A 15,362-nucleotide genomic window follows, 5' to 3' on the forward strand; every position below is an offset into this window, starting at 1 on the left:
CTGCGCTCGGAGGTGACTACCCGCTGAGGTCGTCCCACAGCCGGGCGACGACGCCGGAGTAGTAGATCGCGTGGTCCTCGACCGAGCCGACCAGGTGTCCCCAGAGCTCGAACGAGATGGTGCCGAAGATCGTGGTCCAGGCCATCAGCGTCCGGCCGACCAGCTCGGCCGGTGCGTCGGCGTCCGACCCGAGGCCGAACCGCGCGATCGCCTCGCGGGCTCCGGCGACCGCAGCGTCGAAGCCGGCCGGTGCTCCTACCGGCGCGACCGGAGCCGGTATGCCGGCCTCGTGCGCCGCGACGATGATCTGCACCAGCCGCACGATCACCCGGGTCGCCGGCACGATGGTGTCCTGCGGTGCGGCGTACCCGCTGACGGGGGAGCCGTAGAGCAGCGCGTAGTCGTGCGGGTGCGCGATCGCCCACTCGCGGACGGCGGTGCAGGTGGCGGTCCACCGGGCTGCCGGGTCGTCGCGGTCGGGCACGGCGTCGTCGGCAGCCTCCGCCGCGACGCCCAGTTCGTCGTACGCGCTGATCAGCAGGGCGGTGAGCAGGTCGTCCCGGCTGGGGAAGTACCGGTAGACGGCGGAGGAGACCATCCCGACGTCGCGGGCGACCGCGCGCAGCGAGAGCTCGCCGGGTCCGGCCTCGGCCAGCCGGGCACGTGCGGCGAGCAGGATCTCCGCGGTGATCTCCTCGCGGGCGCGCTGGCGTGCGGTCCGGGCCTTCGCGGGGGTGGCTGCGTTCACGGGACCACTCTGACGCAGGACGAGAGCAGGCGCAACAAACGAGAGCAGTGCTCTTGCAATTCTCTGGGTGGAGTGCCATGCTCAAACCGAGAGCACCGCTCTCCATTTGACTCGAAGGAGAAGGTTCATGACCGATCGTCATCTCGTCGTCGGCGCCGGCCCGGTCGGCCGCCACGTCGCCCAGCTGCTCGCGGACCGCGGCTCGGACGTCGTGGTCGCGACCCGTTCCGGGACCGACACCGGGATCGCCGGGGTCGGCCACCTAGCGCTGGACGCGTCCGACGCCGACGCGCTGAGCGCCGCCACCGAGGGTGCGTCGGTGCTCTACAACTGCGCGAACCCGGGGGACTACACCTCCTGGACCACCGTCTGGCCGCCGCTGGCCGAGGCGCTGCTGGTCGCGGCCGAGCGGTCCGGGGCGACGTGCGCGATCACCGGCAACCTCTACCCGTACGGTCCCGTCGACGGCCCGATGAGCGAGAGCACGCCGGACGCCGCGACCGACCGCAAGGGCGTGCTCCGAGCGCGGATGTGGGCCGATGCCCGGGAGCTGCACGAGGCGGGCCGGATCCGGACCGTCGAGGTCCGCGGATCGGACTACGTCGGCACCGGCGTCGGCGGGAACGGTCACGTCAGCCGCCAGGTGCCGGGCATGCTCGCCGGCAAGCGGGCCTGGGTCCTCGGCGCCAAGGACGAGCCGCACGCCTTCACCGACGTCCTGGACGTGGCCCGGCTGCTGGTGGCGGCCGCGGAGGACGAGACCGCGCTCGGGCGCACCTGGCTGGTCCCGAGCAACCCGCCGCGCACCCAGGCCGAGGCGCTGACCGACGTGATGGCGGCTGTCGGACGCCCGGCCCCGAAGGTCTCGGTGGTCCCCGGGCCGGTCCAGGCGGCCGCAGGACTGTTCGTGCCGCTGCTGCGCGAGCTCAACGAGCTCGCGTACCAGTGGAACCGGCCGTACCTGATCGACGACAGCGCCGCGCGGGCGCACTTCGGGATGGAGCCGACTCCGTGGGACGAGGTCTGCCGCCGGACCGCCGTGGTCTAGGGGGCGGGCTCGTAGAGCGCGATCGGGAAGTGCACGCCCTTCACCATCACCTCGCCGCGCGACGAGCACGCCAGGAGGTCCTTGACCAGGTGCCAGCTCGTGCTGGACAGCAGGATCCCGCCGGGCTCCGCCTGGGCCTGGACCCGGGCCGCGATGTTCATCTGCAACCCGATCCCGGTGTAGGTCGCCCGGATCGCCGAACCGAAGGTGCCGACCGAGACCACCCCGGTGTTGATCCCGATCCGGGCGCTGGTCGGTTCCACGATGCCGTGCTCGTACCAGCTGCGGCTCCAGTCCGACAGGGACGCCTGCAGCTCTCGGGCGGCGTGGATCGCGGACCGGACCTGGTCGACCGGGTCGATCTCCTCGGGCGCACCGAAGATCGCCATCACGCCGTCGCCGGCGAACTCGGTGACCGTGCCGCCGTGTCCCTCGATCAGGTCGGAGACCGACCCGAGGTAGTCGTTGATGATCAGCGCGAGGGCTTCGGGATCGATCCGGTCCGCCATCGCGGTGAAGCCGACGACGTCGGAGGAGAGCACCGTGATCCGGCGTCGTTGCGGCTGGTCGACCGAGCTGTCACCGTGCTCGATCCGGGAGACCACCGAGCTTGGCGCGTACCGGCGGATCAGCGCGCGCTGGTGCTCGATGGTCCGCTCGGCCGCGTAGGAGGCGCGGAGGCCGCGCTCGCTCACCCAGGCCATCGCCGGGCCGATCATCAGCACCGAGATCCCGAGCGTCACGTAGATGGCGGTCGCCGCGACCGGGGAGGTCGAACCGAGCGGCTCGGCCAGCCCGCGCCAGAGCGCCAGGGTGAAGACCAGTACCGCTAGGCCGACGCTGTGCCGGAACGGGCACTGCACCAGCGGGGCCAGGATCCCGTAGAACATCCCGGCGCCCAGGTAGGTCATCCGGTCGGCGTTGATCGCCGGGCCCAGGAGCAGGATGCTGTCCACGGTGGTCAGCGCGATGCCGAAGGTCGCGAACTCGACGACGTACCGGCCCCCGGAGTACCGCACCCAAGTCAGCCCGGCGACCAGGACCGGGACGTTCACGCACCAGCAGACGATCACGACCACGCTCAGGTCCACGTCGCCGGGTGCCAGCAGCAGCGCTGACGGGGAGGCCGCCAGCCACGCGATGACCGACGTGCCGCCGAGCGCGACGACGAGCGGGACCAGGTGCAGCTCGAGCCACCGGCGGTAGTCCGACTCGATGGGCGCCTCGAAGCGGCCGAGAGGTCCGTGCCGGTCCAAGGACACGACGTCCATGAATCGACGGTAGCGGGAGTCGGGTGCGCCCGTCACCACCTCACGACGGCGGCTCCCGGGGTTACAGGTGGTTCTCGGCCTCGGTCAGCACCGTCCGCAGGGTCCGCTCGATCTCGTCGAAGTGCTGCTGGTCGCAGATCAGCGGCGGGGAGAGCTGGATCACCGGGTCGCCGCGGTCGTCGGCGCGGCAGTACAGGCCGGCCTCGAACAGAGCCTTGGAGAGGAAGCCGCGCAGCAGTCGCTCGGACTCGTCCTCGTCGAACGTCTCCTTGGTGGCCTTGTCCTTGACCAGCTCGATCCCGTAGAAGAAGCCGGCCCCGCGGACGTCGCCCACCAGCGGCAGGTCGCGCAGCTTCTCCAGGGTCGCCCTGAAGGCGCCCTCCTCGTCCAGCACGTGCTGGTTGAGGCCCTCCTTCTCGAAGATGTCCAGGTTCGCCATCGCGACCGCGGTCGAGACCGGGTGGCCGCCGAACGTGTAGCCGTGCAGGAAGGTGGTGTCGCCGGTCTTGAACGGTTCGAAGAGCCGGTCGGTGGCGATCATCGCGCCGAGCGGGGAGTACCCGGAGGTGAGTCCCTTGGCGCAGGTGATGATGTCCGGCTGGTAGCCGTACCGGTCGGCGGCGAACATGTGGCCGAGCCGGCCGAACGCGCAGATCACCTCGTCGGAGACCAGCAGCACGTCGTACTCGTCGCAGATCTCGCGGACCCGCTCGAAGTAGCCGACCGGCGGCGGGAAGCAGCCGCCGGAGTTCTGCACCGGCTCCAGGAAGACGGCGGCGACGGTGTCGGCGCCCTCGTGCTCGATCGCCTCGGCGATCCTGTTCGCGGCCCACTGACCGAAGGCGTACTCGTCGGCTTCGGTGCCGCCCTGGAACTGCTCCGGTGCGCGGTAGAGGTTTGTGTTGGGGACCCGGAAGGTGCTCGGCACCAGCGGCTCGAAGGGCGCCTTCATCCCGGGGATGCCGGTGATCGAGAGCGCTCCCTGCGGGGTGCCGTGGTAGGCGATCGCCCGGCTGATCACCTTGTGCTTGGTCGGCTTGCCGGTCTCCTTGAAGTACTGCTTGGCCAGCTTCCAGGCGGTCTCGACGGCCTCGCCGCCGCCGGTGGTGAAGAAGACCCGGTTCAGGTCGCCCGGCGCGTAGTCGGCGACCCGGGCGGCGAGGTCCATCGCGCCCGGGTGGGCGTAGGACCAGAGCGGGAAGAACGCCAGCTGCTCCGCCTGCTTGGCGGCCGCCTCGGCGAGCTCGGCGCGACCGTGCCCGGCCTGGACGACGAAGAGGCCGGCCAGACCGTCGAGGTAGCGCCGTCCCTGGGTGTCGTAGACGTAGGCGCCCTCGCCGCGCACGATCGTGGGGATCGGGTTCGTCGCGTACGACGAGTGCCGGGTGAAGTGCATCCAGAGGTGGTCGCGGCCCGCTTGCTGACGGGTTGCTTCTGCTGCGTCGCTCATGGGAGCAGTCTGCCAAGGCCAGGTCAGCCAAGCAAGTGAATCCGCACCGGGCGGGCACTTTTAAGGTTGCTTTCGAGCAAACAACGGCTCTGATTCTGCGGATTTCGTTGTGAACGCGCTTGACGCGGTTCGGTCGAATCGTTTGACTTGGGCCCATGCCTGAGACCTTCGCCAACTTCATCAACGGCGCCTCCACGGCCGCCGCCGACGGTGCGACCTACGACGTGATCGACCCGACCACGGGGGAGGTGTACGCACAGGCGCCGATGTCCGGGGCCGCCGACGTCGACCGGGCGTACGCCGCCGCCGCCGCGGCCTTCGAGACCTGGGGCAGCACGACGCCGCAGGACCGGGCCGCCGCGCTGCTCAAGATCGCCGACGCCATCGAGGCGCGCACCGACGAGTTCAACGCCGTCGAGTGCCGCGACACCGGCAAGCCGCTGCACCTCACCCTCAGCGAGGAGATGCCGTACGCCGCCGACCACTTCCGCTTCTTCGCCGGCGCCGCCCGGGTCCTCGAGGGGAAGGCGGCCGGGGAGTACATGGCCGATCACACCTCCTGGATCCGCCGCGAGCCGGTCGGCGTCGTCGGTCAGGTGACGCCGTGGAACTACCCGCTGCTGATGATGATCTGGAAGATCGCCCCGGCGCTCGCCGGGGGCAACACGATCGTGCTCAAGCCGAGCGACACCACGCCGGCGTCCTCGACGCTGCTCGCCGAGCTCTGCGGCGAGTTCCTGCCGCCGGGCGTGCTCAACGTGGTCTGCGGCGACCGGGACACCGGCCGCGCCCTGGTCGAGCACAAGACCCCGGCGATGGTGGCGATCACCGGGTCGGTCCGGGCCGGCATGGAGGTGGCGGCCTCGGCGGCGACCGACCTCAAGCGGGTGCACCTCGAGCTCGGCGGCAAGGCGCCGGTGATCGTCTTCGACGACGCCGACATCGCCAAGGCCGCGGAGGGGATCGCCGGTGCCGGGCTCTTCAACGGCGGCCAGGACTGCACCGCCGCGACCCGGGTGCTGGTGGGGCCCGGGATCCACGACGAGTTCGTCGCCGCGCTGGCCGAGGCGGCCCAGGGGATGCCGACCGGGATGCCCGATTCCGAGGACACCTACTACGGGCCGCTCAACAACCAGGGCCAGCTCGACCGGGTCGCCGGGATGGTCGACCGGCTGCCCGACCACGCGAACCTGGTCACCGGCGGAGCGCGCCAGGGCGACCGCGGCTACTTCTACGAGCCGACCGTGGTCTCGAACCTGCGCCAGGACGACGAGCAGATCCAGTCCGAGATCTTCGGGCCGGTGATGACGGTGCAGAAGTTCAGCGACGAGGGAGAGGCGCTGCGCTGGGCCAACGGTGTCGAGTACGGGCTCTCCTCCAGCGTCTGGACCAAGGACCACGCCCGGGCGATGCGGATGTCGAAGAACCTCGACTTCGGCGTGGTCTGGATCAACACCCACATCCCGTTCGTCTCCGAGATGCCGCACGGAGGGTTCAAGCACTCCGGCTACGGCAAGGACCTGTCGATGTACGGGCTCGAGGACTACACGCGGATCAAGCACGTCATGTCCTACATCGGCCAGGATTAGGCGCCGCGACGTGAAGATCCTCTTGGTCGGCGCCGGTGGGGTCGGCGGTGCGTTCACCGCGATCGCTGCCCGCCGCGACTTCTTCGAGGCGATCGTGATCGCGGACTACGACGAAGCCAAGGCGCAGCATGCCGCCGGCGCGTTGGACGAGCGCTTCACCGCGGCGAAGATCGACGCGTCCTCGGCCGAGGCCGTCACCGCACTCTGCCGCGAGCACGGCATCACGCACGTGATGAACGCGGTCGACCCGGTCTTCAACATGCCGATCTTCGACGGGGCGTTCGCCGCCGGCGCCGACTACCTCGACATGGCGATGTCGCTGAGCAAGCCGCACCCGGAGGCGCCGTACGAGAAGGTCGGGGTGATGCTCGGCGACGAGCAGTTCGCGGTCGCTGAGGAGTGGGAGGCGGCCGGCCGGCTGGCCCTGGTCGGGATGGGCGTCGAGCCCGGGCTCTCCGACGTCTTCGCCCGGTACGCCGCCGACCACCTGTTCTCCGAGATCGACGAGCTCGGCACCCGGGACGGCGCCAACCTGGTGGTCACCGACGACGACGGGAACGAGATCTTCGCGCCGTCGTTCTCGATGTGGACCACGATCGAGGAGTGCCTGAACCCGCCCGTCATCTGGGAGAAGGAGCGAGGTTGGTTCACCACCCCGCCGTTCAGCGAACCCGAGGTCTTCGACTTCCCCGAGGGCATCGGCCCGGTCGAGTGCGTCAACGTCGAGCACGAAGAGGTGCTGCTGATGCCGCGCTGGGTCGACTGCAAGCGGGCGACCTTCAAGTACGGCCTCGGTGACGAGTTCATCACCATCCTCAAGGTGCTGCACACCCTCGGCCTGGACAGCACCGAGAAGGTCCGGGTTAAAGGCGTCGAGGTGAGTCCGCGGGATGTCGTCGCGGCGGTGCTGCCGGACCCGGCGACCGTCGGCCCGCGGATGAAGGGCAAGACCTGTGCCGGACTCTGGGTCACCGGCAAGGGCAAAGACGGCGAGAAGCGGTCGACGTACCTCTACCACGTGGTCGACAACGAGACCGTGATGGCGGACTACGGCCACCAGTGCGTCGTCTGGCAGACGGCGATCAACCCGGTGGTGGCGCTCGAGCTGATCGCCACCGGGGTCTGGTCCGGCGCCGGCGTCCTCGGGCCGGAGGCCTTCGACGCGGTGCCGTTCCTCGACCTGCTCACCGCCTACGGGTCGCCGTGGGGTCAGCAGGAGCTCGCTCCCCAGGGGTGACTGCCCTCAGGTGAACCTGATCCGGACGGCGGCCGAGGTCCCCTTCAGGTTCGCGCTGCTGGCGAGCGTGATCGCCCGGAACGTGTAGGCGCCCTTGCGCTTCTTGAAGGTGAGCACGTACCCGAGCGTCGGTCGCGCGGCGCCCGGGAGCCGGACCTTCCTGACCGTCGTCCTGGTCGACAGCGTCCGCCACGATCCCTTGACGAGTTGCTGCAGCACCACGGTCGTGCCGGCACGTGCGGGCGTCGCGGCACCCCACACGGTGGCGGCCTTCTTGTGGCTCAGCGCTCGCTTGACGGCCTTGGCGGTGAGGGCGAAGGCGACCTTGACGGCGGTGGCCGGGCCGGTGGTGGCGAGATGGTCGGTGTCACCGCCGTAGACCCACCGGTACGTCGTGGCCGCGGTCGGGGCGACCGAGATCGAGACCGTCCCGGTCGCGGAGGTGGTCGCGGTCCCGACGGTCCGGAAAGCACCCGAGGTGCCGGCCCGGGCCTGCAGCGTCAGCACGGCACCTGCCACCGGCTGTCCCGTGATGGTCCGGAGGGCCCCGGTCACGACGACCCGCTTGCCCGCGACAGTCTGGGTCGCACCGGGTTTGATGCTCAGGACCGTCACCGCCGGCGGGGGCGTCGTGTGACCGGTGAAGGTCAGCCGGGCATCAGCATTGGTGTCCGCGCCCAGGGTGACCTGGACGTCGGCCGCCGTCGCCTGCGAGGTCGCGTCGGTGCCGTACCAGCGCGCGGCGTACTCGGCGCCCGCCGGAGGCGTCACCCGGAGCCGGTAGGTCCCGACGTCGAGGGTGAGCGTGTAGGACCCGTCGTCGCCGGTCGTCGCCGAGCCGACCTCGCCGCCGGCCGGCAGGTACGCGTGCACGGTCGCCCCGGCCAGAGGCACCGGCCCGGAGCCGGGATCGCCGGTGATCGTCCCGGTCACGCTCCCGCCCGACTGCAGCACGCCGTCGATGCCGGTGCGGCTCTGGTACGCCGCGAGGAGCATCCCGGCGCCACCGTCGTAGGCCAGCGGGACGTAGTGGTCCGAGCCGTCGCCGAAGTAGACCGAGTAGCCGCCCGGCGGCAGGCCGCCGATCGACCAGGTGCCGTCGCTCGCGGTGGTGGTGGTGTAGTCGCGGCCCGCGAGCGGGCTGCCGTCGTCGAGGTTGGCGTGGACGCGCACGGCGATGCCGCCGACCGGTCCTCCCGCGGTGGTCACCGTGCCGGCGAACCGGCCCGCGCCGGAGAGCACCTGGTCCAGGTCGAGCAGCTCGGGGGAGTTCCCGTACCCGGGGACGGCGGTCCACTCGCCGGCGAACATGTCGGCCGGCGCCGGCCAGGTGGCGGGAAGGTTCGCATCGGTCGCGGCGCCCACCCAGCGGGGCCGGTGCAGGCCGTCGCCCGGGACGACGAGGAGCAGGTAGTCCTGCTGGTCCGCGTAGTAGCCGTCGGGCCAGGTCCGCGGCGGGTAGATCAGGTAGTCGCCCTCGGCGTCGGTCGTCGCGGTCACGCACGGTTGCGGGGCGGCGTAGTAGTCGCCGGCGCAGGCGTTGTGGCCGTAGAGGTCCCACTCGGTGTCGTCCGTGGTGAAGACCGGGTCGATCCGGCCGCGCAGCCACAGCTGGACCGAGGCGTTCGCGACCGGGTCGCCGGCCGAGTCGGTGATCCTCCCGGCGAGGACGGGGACCTGGGGGAGGGTCGCGGTGATGCCGCTGGTGACGACTCCCGCCTCGACCTGGACCGGGCTCTCGATGTCGAAAGCACCGGCGAGCTTGCTGCGGGTGACCCAGGTGCAGCCCCAGTCGCAGTAGCGGTAGACCCACGCACGCGGGTAGTCCGGGCGGGAGGCCGGAGCGTCGATCGCCAGCAGGTAGCTCCCGGCCGGCAGTGCGAGCTCGAACTTCCCTGAACCGTCGACCGGGCCGGTCACGCTGTCGCCCGCGCCGCCGTACGGGATGGCCGTGACGGTCGTCCCCGCGAACACCGGGGTGATCGTCCCGCTGATCCCGCCGGGCAGTGCCGGCAGGCCGATGTCGGTGCCGGTGACCGCGCCGCCGTTGGCGACGGTGATGTTCGCGGCCGTCGCGAAGCTGGTGGCGTTGCCGTTCCAGGCCGGGCCGCTGGACAGGCCGGTCGGCACCGCGCGCACCCGGTAGCTCCCGGGCGTCAGAGTGCCGAGGGGGTAGCTGCCGTCGGCGCCGGTCGTAGCGGTCCGCGCCACCCCGCCGTCGGTCGTGCCGTCGACCCGGTGCGCCTCGACGGTCGCGCCGCTGACCGCCGCGGCGGCCGCGTCCCGGACCTTGCCGGAGATCGACCCGTAGCGGGCGAGGGTGAAGCCGACGCCGGTGGTCTCCGCTCCATCCGCGACCACCACGTTCGGTGCGGTGGCGAAGGTCGAGGCACCTCCGTTCCACCGGCCCACATGGGCGGGGTCGACCGCGTAGAGGCGGTAGTTCCCGGAGGCGAGGGCGGGGATCAGGTACTGACCGCTGCCGTTGGTGGTGGTGTTCTTGCCGGTCGGGTCCTGGGTGCCGTCGCCGTTGACCCGGTACGCCGTCACGGTGACGCCGGACTTGACCCCGGTGTCGTCGGAGACGGTCCCGCTGATGCCGCCCTTGGTGGTCAGCTTCACCGCGATCGTGGTTTGGCCGCCGTTCGGTGCGACCACGGCGGTCGCGGCCGCGTAGGTGTCGCCCTTGCCGCCGTACCAGCGGCTGGCGGCCGTCGCGTCGTTGGACTGGACGAAGACCTTGTAGCTGCCGGGCGTCAGCCCCGTCACCGCGAACGCGCCGCTCCCGGAGGTCCGGATGTAGCCGACGCAGCCGTCGTCGTTGCACGGGTCGGTGAAGACGTCGGTCTCGGGCTCGGCGCTGTACACGAAGACCCAGGCGTCGACGGCGGTGCCGGTCGTCAGACCGGTGACCGTCCCCTGGATGGTGCCGGTCGCGGCGGAGGCGCTGGGCGCCACGGCCACCAGGCCGCCCAGCGCGAGCAGGGTGAGGACCAGCAGGGAGGCGACGGCCTTGAGACGAGCCACGGGCGAAACGTTCCTCTCGATCGGAATTCGTTCGAATTCTCGACAGCGGGGTGCCGTGAAGTCCTCAGGGTGCCACCCCGAACATTGCCCTAGACCGGGGCGATCAGCTTCCGGGCCACGAGGTCGTCGAGGAACGCGACCACGTCCGGGCGGCAGGTGTCCGGGTCGATCGCGTACTCCGCGCAGACCAGGACCACCAGGTCCTCCAGGGTCCGCGGCTCGACGAGGTGCTGCCAGATCGACGCGGCCACGTCGCGCAGGCCGTAGTACTCGCCCTGCTCCTGCCCCATCATCACCAGCTCGCCGTCCATCTCGACCGCGTTGAGCTCGGGACGCCGGAGGTAGGCGACGTCGGGGGCACTGCTGGTCATGCACACTCCTGCGGGAGGTCGATTCGGGTGTCGGCCAGGATCGTATCCGCGGTCGCGCCCGCGGTCATGGTTTCGACCGGACGCTGCACCCGGGTGACCCGCGCGCCGGCGACGAGCCGGGCGCACTGCTGCAGGTGCCGGGCCACCGCGTCCGGGCCGTGCACCAGCTCGTTGCGGTAGGTGTGCTCGTGCAGCAGGCCGAAGGTGGCCGCGCCGCGGACCGGCTCGGTGGTCAGCTCGGTCCCGGTGTGCCGCTCCAGGACGTAGATCCAGCGCACCGGCAACGGCGCCAGCTCGGCCCGGCGCAGCGGCAGCTGGAACTTCTCGTGGTCGTCGTTGATCCGCTCCAGGCCGTCGGTCCCGACGCCGAGGCGCTCCAGGGCGTCGTCCCAGAGCTTGATCCGCGGATAGCCGGGGAGCGCGTTCCCGTCGGCGTCGACCGGGACCACGTCGTCGGAGAGGACGTCGTACCCGCGCCGGTCGAATTCCGCCGCGAGGGTGGACTTGCCGGCCCCGGAGTGCCCGACCACGACCGCGCAGGCATCGCCGATCCGGACCGCGTTGCCGTGCAGCACCAGGTGGTCGCGCTGCATCATCACGGCCCCCATCACGCTGCCGAGCAGGAAGAGCCGGATCGCCTTGGGGTCGGCGCCGGGCACCGGGTCGATGACCACCTCGCGACCGGCTCGGGCCTCGTAGCGACCCACGTCGGGAACCTCGACGCCGCAGCGGTCGCCGGTGCGCCACAGCCCGTAGGGGAGCGGGTCGGTGCCGGCCGGCGGCGGCTCGAGCGGACCGAACCGGATCGTCACGTCCGGAGCGTCGGACGTCTCCAGCGGTGCGCCGAGGTCGGGGAGGTCGAGGTCACTACGGAGCACCAGTCCGTAGCAGGAGTACGTCCTCGGGGAGCCAGCGCTCACGCGCGATCACGCTGCCGTGCGGATCGGGGGGACCAGGAGAACGCCCCGACCTCGGTGTACTCGCGACCGTTGCCCCCGGTCACGGCCACGTCGCCGGCGTGCACCCAGGCGTGCGCGACCAGGGCGTCGCCGTCCCGGCGCACCCCGAAGGAGACGACGTGCGGGATCCGGCGGAGTGCCAGGAAGGTCCGCGCGGTCAGCGCCTGCGGGTAGCAGTCCGACCGCCAGGGCGCGTGCGCGGCGGCCGCCTCGACGATCCGCCCGATGTGGGCGGCACGGACCAGCTGCTCGGGTTCGAGTGCCGGTGCCGGCCGCTGCCCGGCGCCGGTGCGGTCCTCGCCGAGCAGCCGTCGTACGGCGGTGAACGGCAGCAGGATGATGAGAAGGCGGGCAAAACCGAGCAGGAACCAGGCCGCCGTGAAGCGGACCTGGTCCCTGAGTCCTAGACGGACAAAACCCCGCATCGTGTGAACGAATCGCATGGTGCGCGGCCTCGTGACCCCCGAGTGTCCTTTGATCGGCGTCGAGCCGTCAGCTACCGAGCGGCGGGAACGGGATGTGGATCCCGAGCCCGATGTCGATGTCACTGGTGGCCCGAAGACTGAGCGACTCCAGCTTGGGAGCGCTGTAAGCCTTGTCAGAACCGGTCATGTGGAGCTCCTGTCGGTTGTTGCCTTCTCAATCAGAGGCAACGATTCGGCACTCGGGAGGTAACGCATTTCCGCGAAGAACTTCTCTCCGTTCGACCACCCCGGACGCCTGCGGGCTCCTACGCTTGGCAGGTGTCTCCCTCCCCATCGGCCGTACGGCGTGTCCGCGCCTGGGTCCGGGGGTCGCTGAGGCTGGAATCCGGCCTCGCCTGGATCCCCGAACCGGCCACCGAATCGGCGGCCGACCTGGTCGACGCCGTCCGGCGGCACCGCGTCGCCGAGCTGGTCGGCGCGCACCCGGCCGAGGTCGGCGTACCGGCACCGGTCGCCGAGGAGATCGCCCTCATCCGGACCGCGAACCGGCGCGCGCTGATGGTGCAGGTGCTCGAGATCGAGCGGGTGCAACGGCTCTTCGAGCAGGCCGACCTGGACTGCCTGGTGATCAAGGGGCCCGCCCTGGCGGTGCAGAGCGCCGGGGACCGGACGGCGCGCGGAGCCGGCGACGTCGACCTGCTGGTCGCGCCAGACCGGGTCGCCGAGGCGCACCACCTGCTGATCGCGAACGGCTGGGCACTGCGCGCGGGCAGCGAGGTCACCCCCGGCACCTGGGCCTGGCGGCACACCCTCGGCTCGTTCAACGCCTTCACCTACGACGGGCCCGGCAGCACCGTGGACCTGCACTGGCGGCTCGACCCGACCCTGGACGCGCTGCCGACCTTCGCCGAGGTCTGGGCGCGCCGCGAGATCGTCGACCTCGGCGGCATCCTGGTGCCGACCCTGGCGCGGACCGACCTGCTCGCGCACACCAGCCTGCACACTGCCAAGGACTCCTGGCGCTGGATGCGCAGCCTGGTCGACGTCTACCGGTTGGCCGCACTGCCCTCGACCTGGGAACGCGCCGGGACGACCGAGCCGCTGCGCCGGCTCGAGGTGAGCACGCTCGCCGTGACCAGGTTCGTCGTCGGTCTGCCGCCGTCGGTCCCGGCATCAGTGGTCCGCCGGCTCGACCAGGTGCCGGCCGCCGTCCTGACCCGTGCGGTGCAGGCGCAGGAGCGGCCGGTCTACGCACCGGTCCCGTTCCCCGGCGCCGAGAGCATGCGGCTGCTGCGCTACATGGTGGCCGCCAGCGGCACGCCCCGGGACCTGGCGCACTCGGCGGTGAGCACCGCGTTGCCGGTGAAGGCGGTCGTCGGCATCGAGAGCCGCACCGCCTGGACCGGCGTCCCGCTGACCCTGCTCTACCGGCTCCGCCGGGTCCGCCGCCGCAGCGTCGCGTGGGCCCGTCGCGAACCGGGCGCCGGAGTCGTCGAGCCGCTGGTCAGGAGCCGCGGATGATGGGTCGGGCGCTGGCCTGCCTGCGCCTGATGAGCGGGACCGTCGGCCGGACCCGGGTGCTGGTCCTGCTGGTGCTCCAGGCCGGTGTCGCCGTCCTCGAGGGTGCCGGGCTGGTGCTGCTGGTCCCGGTGATCCAGGCCCTCGGCGGCGGAGACCGGTTCTCCGTGCCCGGGCTCAGCGTGCAGCTGACGCTGCCGCGCGCTTTCGCGCTGGTGATCGCCGTGGTGGTGCTGCGCGGCCTCGGCCAGTGGTGGGCCGCGGTCCTGGCCGTCGACATCCGGCTGGCGACCGTCGACCGGCTCCGGCTCGGCCTGATCAACGACCTCTACGGCTCGGACTGGACCTATCTCGCGGCGCAGCGGCGCAGCGAGGTGATCCAGAGCCTGACCACCAACGTCGAGCGGGCCCAGAGCGCGGTGGCGATGGTGCTGCGGATCTTCGTCAGCGCCTTCCTGATCGTCGCCACCGCCGCTGTCGGCGTGCTGCTGGCGCCGGTGGTCGGCGGGCTGGCGCTGGTCGCGGTCGTCGTGGTGATGCTGCTGGCCGCCCGGTCCACCCGGGGTGCGACCGCCCTCGGGCAGGTGATGAGCGCTCGGATCGCCGGTTTCGGCGCCGCCCTCTCCGACTCGCTGGGATCGGCGCGGGTGATGCGGGCCCACGGTGCCGAGCGGGCCTGGTCCGAGCTCGTCGCCGAGGAGGCCGCCCGGGTCCGCGAGGTGCGCAGCAACTACGTGGCCCGGTCCTCGATGGTCAGCGCCACCCTCGGTGTCGTCGGGGTCGTCGCCGTGCTCGGCCTGATCCTGCTCGGCCGGGAGATCGGCCTCTCGCTGGCCGAGCTGGCCACCCTGATCGTGGTCGCGACCCGGCTGCTGGCGACCGCCCAGACGCTGCTGATCTCGGCGCAGACCTTCGCCAACGACGTCCCGGCGCTGGAGTCGCTAGTGGACTTCCGCGCCGAGATCCTCCAGCACCCCGAGCTGGCCGGCCGGACCGGCGCGCCCGCGCCGATCACGCCGCGGGTCGAGCGTCCCGGGCGTCGACGGGCCGTCGGCCTGGTCGAGCTGCACGGGCTCGGGGTGACCTACCCGGGTGACGAGGAGCCGGCACTGGCCGGCATCGACCTGGAGATCCCGAACCGCGGGCTGGTCACGGTGACCGGCCCGAGCGGTTCCGGGAAGAGCACCCTGCTGGACGTGATCCTCGGGCTGCTGCCCCCGGACGAGGGCGAGCTGCTGGTCGACGGCGAGCCGGTCGCCGACCTGGCGGGCTGGCGGCGCCGGATCGGGTACGTGCCGCAGCAGACCGTGCTGGTGCCCGGGACCGTCCGGCAGAACCTGGCGTGGTCGATGCAGCCGGGAACGCCGCTGACCGACGACCGCGCCTGGGCCGCCCTGGAGACGGCCGAGCTGGCGGACGTCGTCCGGGCCCTGCCGGGGAGGCTGCAGGCTCCGCTGCAGGAGCTCGCCGAGCTCTCCGGCGGCGAGCAGCAGCGGCTGGCGATCGCCCGGGCGCTGGTCCGCGACCCGGAGCTGCTGATCCTCGACGAGGCGACCAGCGCGCTCGACCGGGCCACCGAGAGCCGGATCCTGGCTCGCCTGCTGGACGGCAACCGCGCCGTGCTGATGGTGACCCACCGAGCCCTGAGCGAGCACCCGGGAACGGTGCTGCGCCTGGAGAACGGTCTGTCCACAGGCTCGGACTGAGAAATTGGAACGA

General features: G+C 71.6%; 12 protein-coding genes. 5 read left to right on the forward strand and 7 right to left on the reverse strand.

Going from position 1 to position 15,362, the window contains the following annotated elements:
• Window positions 1-16 precede the first annotated feature (16 nt).
• Window positions 17-748 (reverse strand): TetR/AcrR family transcriptional regulator, encoded by a 732-nt coding sequence (locus EFK50_RS16135; RefSeq protein ID WP_123228515.1) that lies wholly within the window; start codon window positions 746-748, stop codon window positions 17-19.
• 127 nt (window positions 749-875) lie between these two features.
• Here EFK50_RS16135 and EFK50_RS16140 point away from each other — a divergent pair, with 127 nt between their 5' ends.
• Window positions 876-1,796 (forward strand): NAD-dependent epimerase/dehydratase family protein, encoded by a 921-nt coding sequence (locus tag EFK50_RS16140; RefSeq protein WP_123228516.1) that lies wholly within the window; start codon window positions 876-878, stop codon window positions 1,794-1,796.
• Here EFK50_RS16140 and EFK50_RS16145 read toward each other — a convergent pair.
• Window positions 1,793-3,067 carry an adenylate/guanylate cyclase domain-containing protein gene (locus EFK50_RS16145; protein ID WP_123228517.1) on the reverse strand — a complete coding sequence of 425 codons (1,275 nt, stop codon included), beginning with the start codon at window positions 3,065-3,067 and terminating at the stop codon, window positions 1,793-1,795. The genes EFK50_RS16140 and EFK50_RS16145 overlap by 4 nt on opposite strands.
• A gap of 61 nt (window positions 3,068-3,128) precedes the next feature.
• On the reverse strand, window positions 3,129-4,517 hold the full coding sequence (locus EFK50_RS16150) for an aspartate aminotransferase family protein (protein ID WP_123228518.1): 1,389 nt from the start codon (window positions 4,515-4,517) through the stop codon (window positions 3,129-3,131).
• 155 nt (window positions 4,518-4,672) lie between these two features.
• Here EFK50_RS16150 and EFK50_RS16155 point away from each other — a divergent pair, with 155 nt between their 5' ends.
• Together EFK50_RS16155 and EFK50_RS16160 are read left to right on the forward strand one after the other, a co-directional pair.
• On the forward strand, window positions 4,673-6,106 hold the full coding sequence (locus EFK50_RS16155) for a gamma-aminobutyraldehyde dehydrogenase (protein ID WP_123228519.1): 1,434 nt from the start codon (window positions 4,673-4,675) through the stop codon (window positions 6,104-6,106).
• A 10-nt stretch (window positions 6,107-6,116) separates the two neighbouring features.
• Window positions 6,117-7,343, forward strand: a complete 1,227-nt coding sequence (locus EFK50_RS16160) for a saccharopine dehydrogenase family protein (RefSeq protein WP_123228520.1) — start codon at window positions 6,117-6,119, stop codon at window positions 7,341-7,343.
• A gap of 6 nt (window positions 7,344-7,349) precedes the next feature.
• On the opposite strand, the gene EFK50_RS22255 is transcribed toward EFK50_RS16160, so the two are convergent.
• The 4 genes from EFK50_RS22255 to EFK50_RS16190 form a co-directional block, all read right to left on the reverse strand.
• Window positions 7,350-10,370 carry a carboxypeptidase-like regulatory domain-containing protein gene (locus EFK50_RS22255; protein ID WP_183407861.1) on the reverse strand — a complete coding sequence of 1,007 codons (3,021 nt, stop codon included), beginning with the start codon at window positions 10,368-10,370 and terminating at the stop codon, window positions 7,350-7,352.
• Window positions 10,371-10,459: 89 nt separating this feature from the next.
• Entirely contained in the window at window positions 10,460-10,741 is a 282-nt protein-coding gene (locus EFK50_RS16180; RefSeq protein ID WP_183407862.1) for a PqqD family peptide modification chaperone, read from the reverse strand.
• Window positions 10,738-11,661 (reverse strand): phosphoenolpyruvate carboxykinase (ATP), encoded by a 924-nt coding sequence (locus EFK50_RS16185; protein WP_148046203.1) that lies wholly within the window; start codon window positions 11,659-11,661, stop codon window positions 10,738-10,740. The genes EFK50_RS16180 and EFK50_RS16185 overlap by 4 nt, the downstream gene beginning before the upstream one ends.
• Window positions 11,658-12,143, reverse strand: coding sequence for a lasso peptide biosynthesis B2 protein (locus tag EFK50_RS16190; RefSeq protein WP_123228523.1), 486 nt, complete (start codon window positions 12,141-12,143; stop codon window positions 11,658-11,660). The genes EFK50_RS16185 and EFK50_RS16190 overlap by 4 nt, the downstream gene beginning before the upstream one ends.
• A gap of 300 nt (window positions 12,144-12,443) precedes the next feature.
• On the opposite strand from EFK50_RS16190, the gene EFK50_RS16195 reads away from it, so the two are divergent.
• Both EFK50_RS16195 and EFK50_RS16200 read left to right on the forward strand, forming a co-directional pair.
• Entirely contained in the window at window positions 12,444-13,646 is a 1,203-nt protein-coding gene (locus EFK50_RS16195) for a nucleotidyltransferase family protein (protein ID WP_123228524.1), read from the forward strand.
• Window positions 13,643-15,349 (forward strand): ATP-binding cassette domain-containing protein, encoded by a 1,707-nt coding sequence (locus tag EFK50_RS16200; RefSeq protein ID WP_148046204.1) that lies wholly within the window; start codon window positions 13,643-13,645, stop codon window positions 15,347-15,349. The genes EFK50_RS16195 and EFK50_RS16200 overlap by 4 nt, the downstream gene beginning before the upstream one ends.
• Window positions 15,350-15,362 lie beyond the last annotated feature (13 nt).

It is taken from the genome of Nocardioides marmoriginsengisoli (assembly GCF_003725695.1).
GTDB classification, from domain to species: domain Bacteria; phylum Actinomycetota; class Actinomycetes; order Propionibacteriales; family Nocardioidaceae; genus Marmoricola; species Marmoricola marmoriginsengisoli.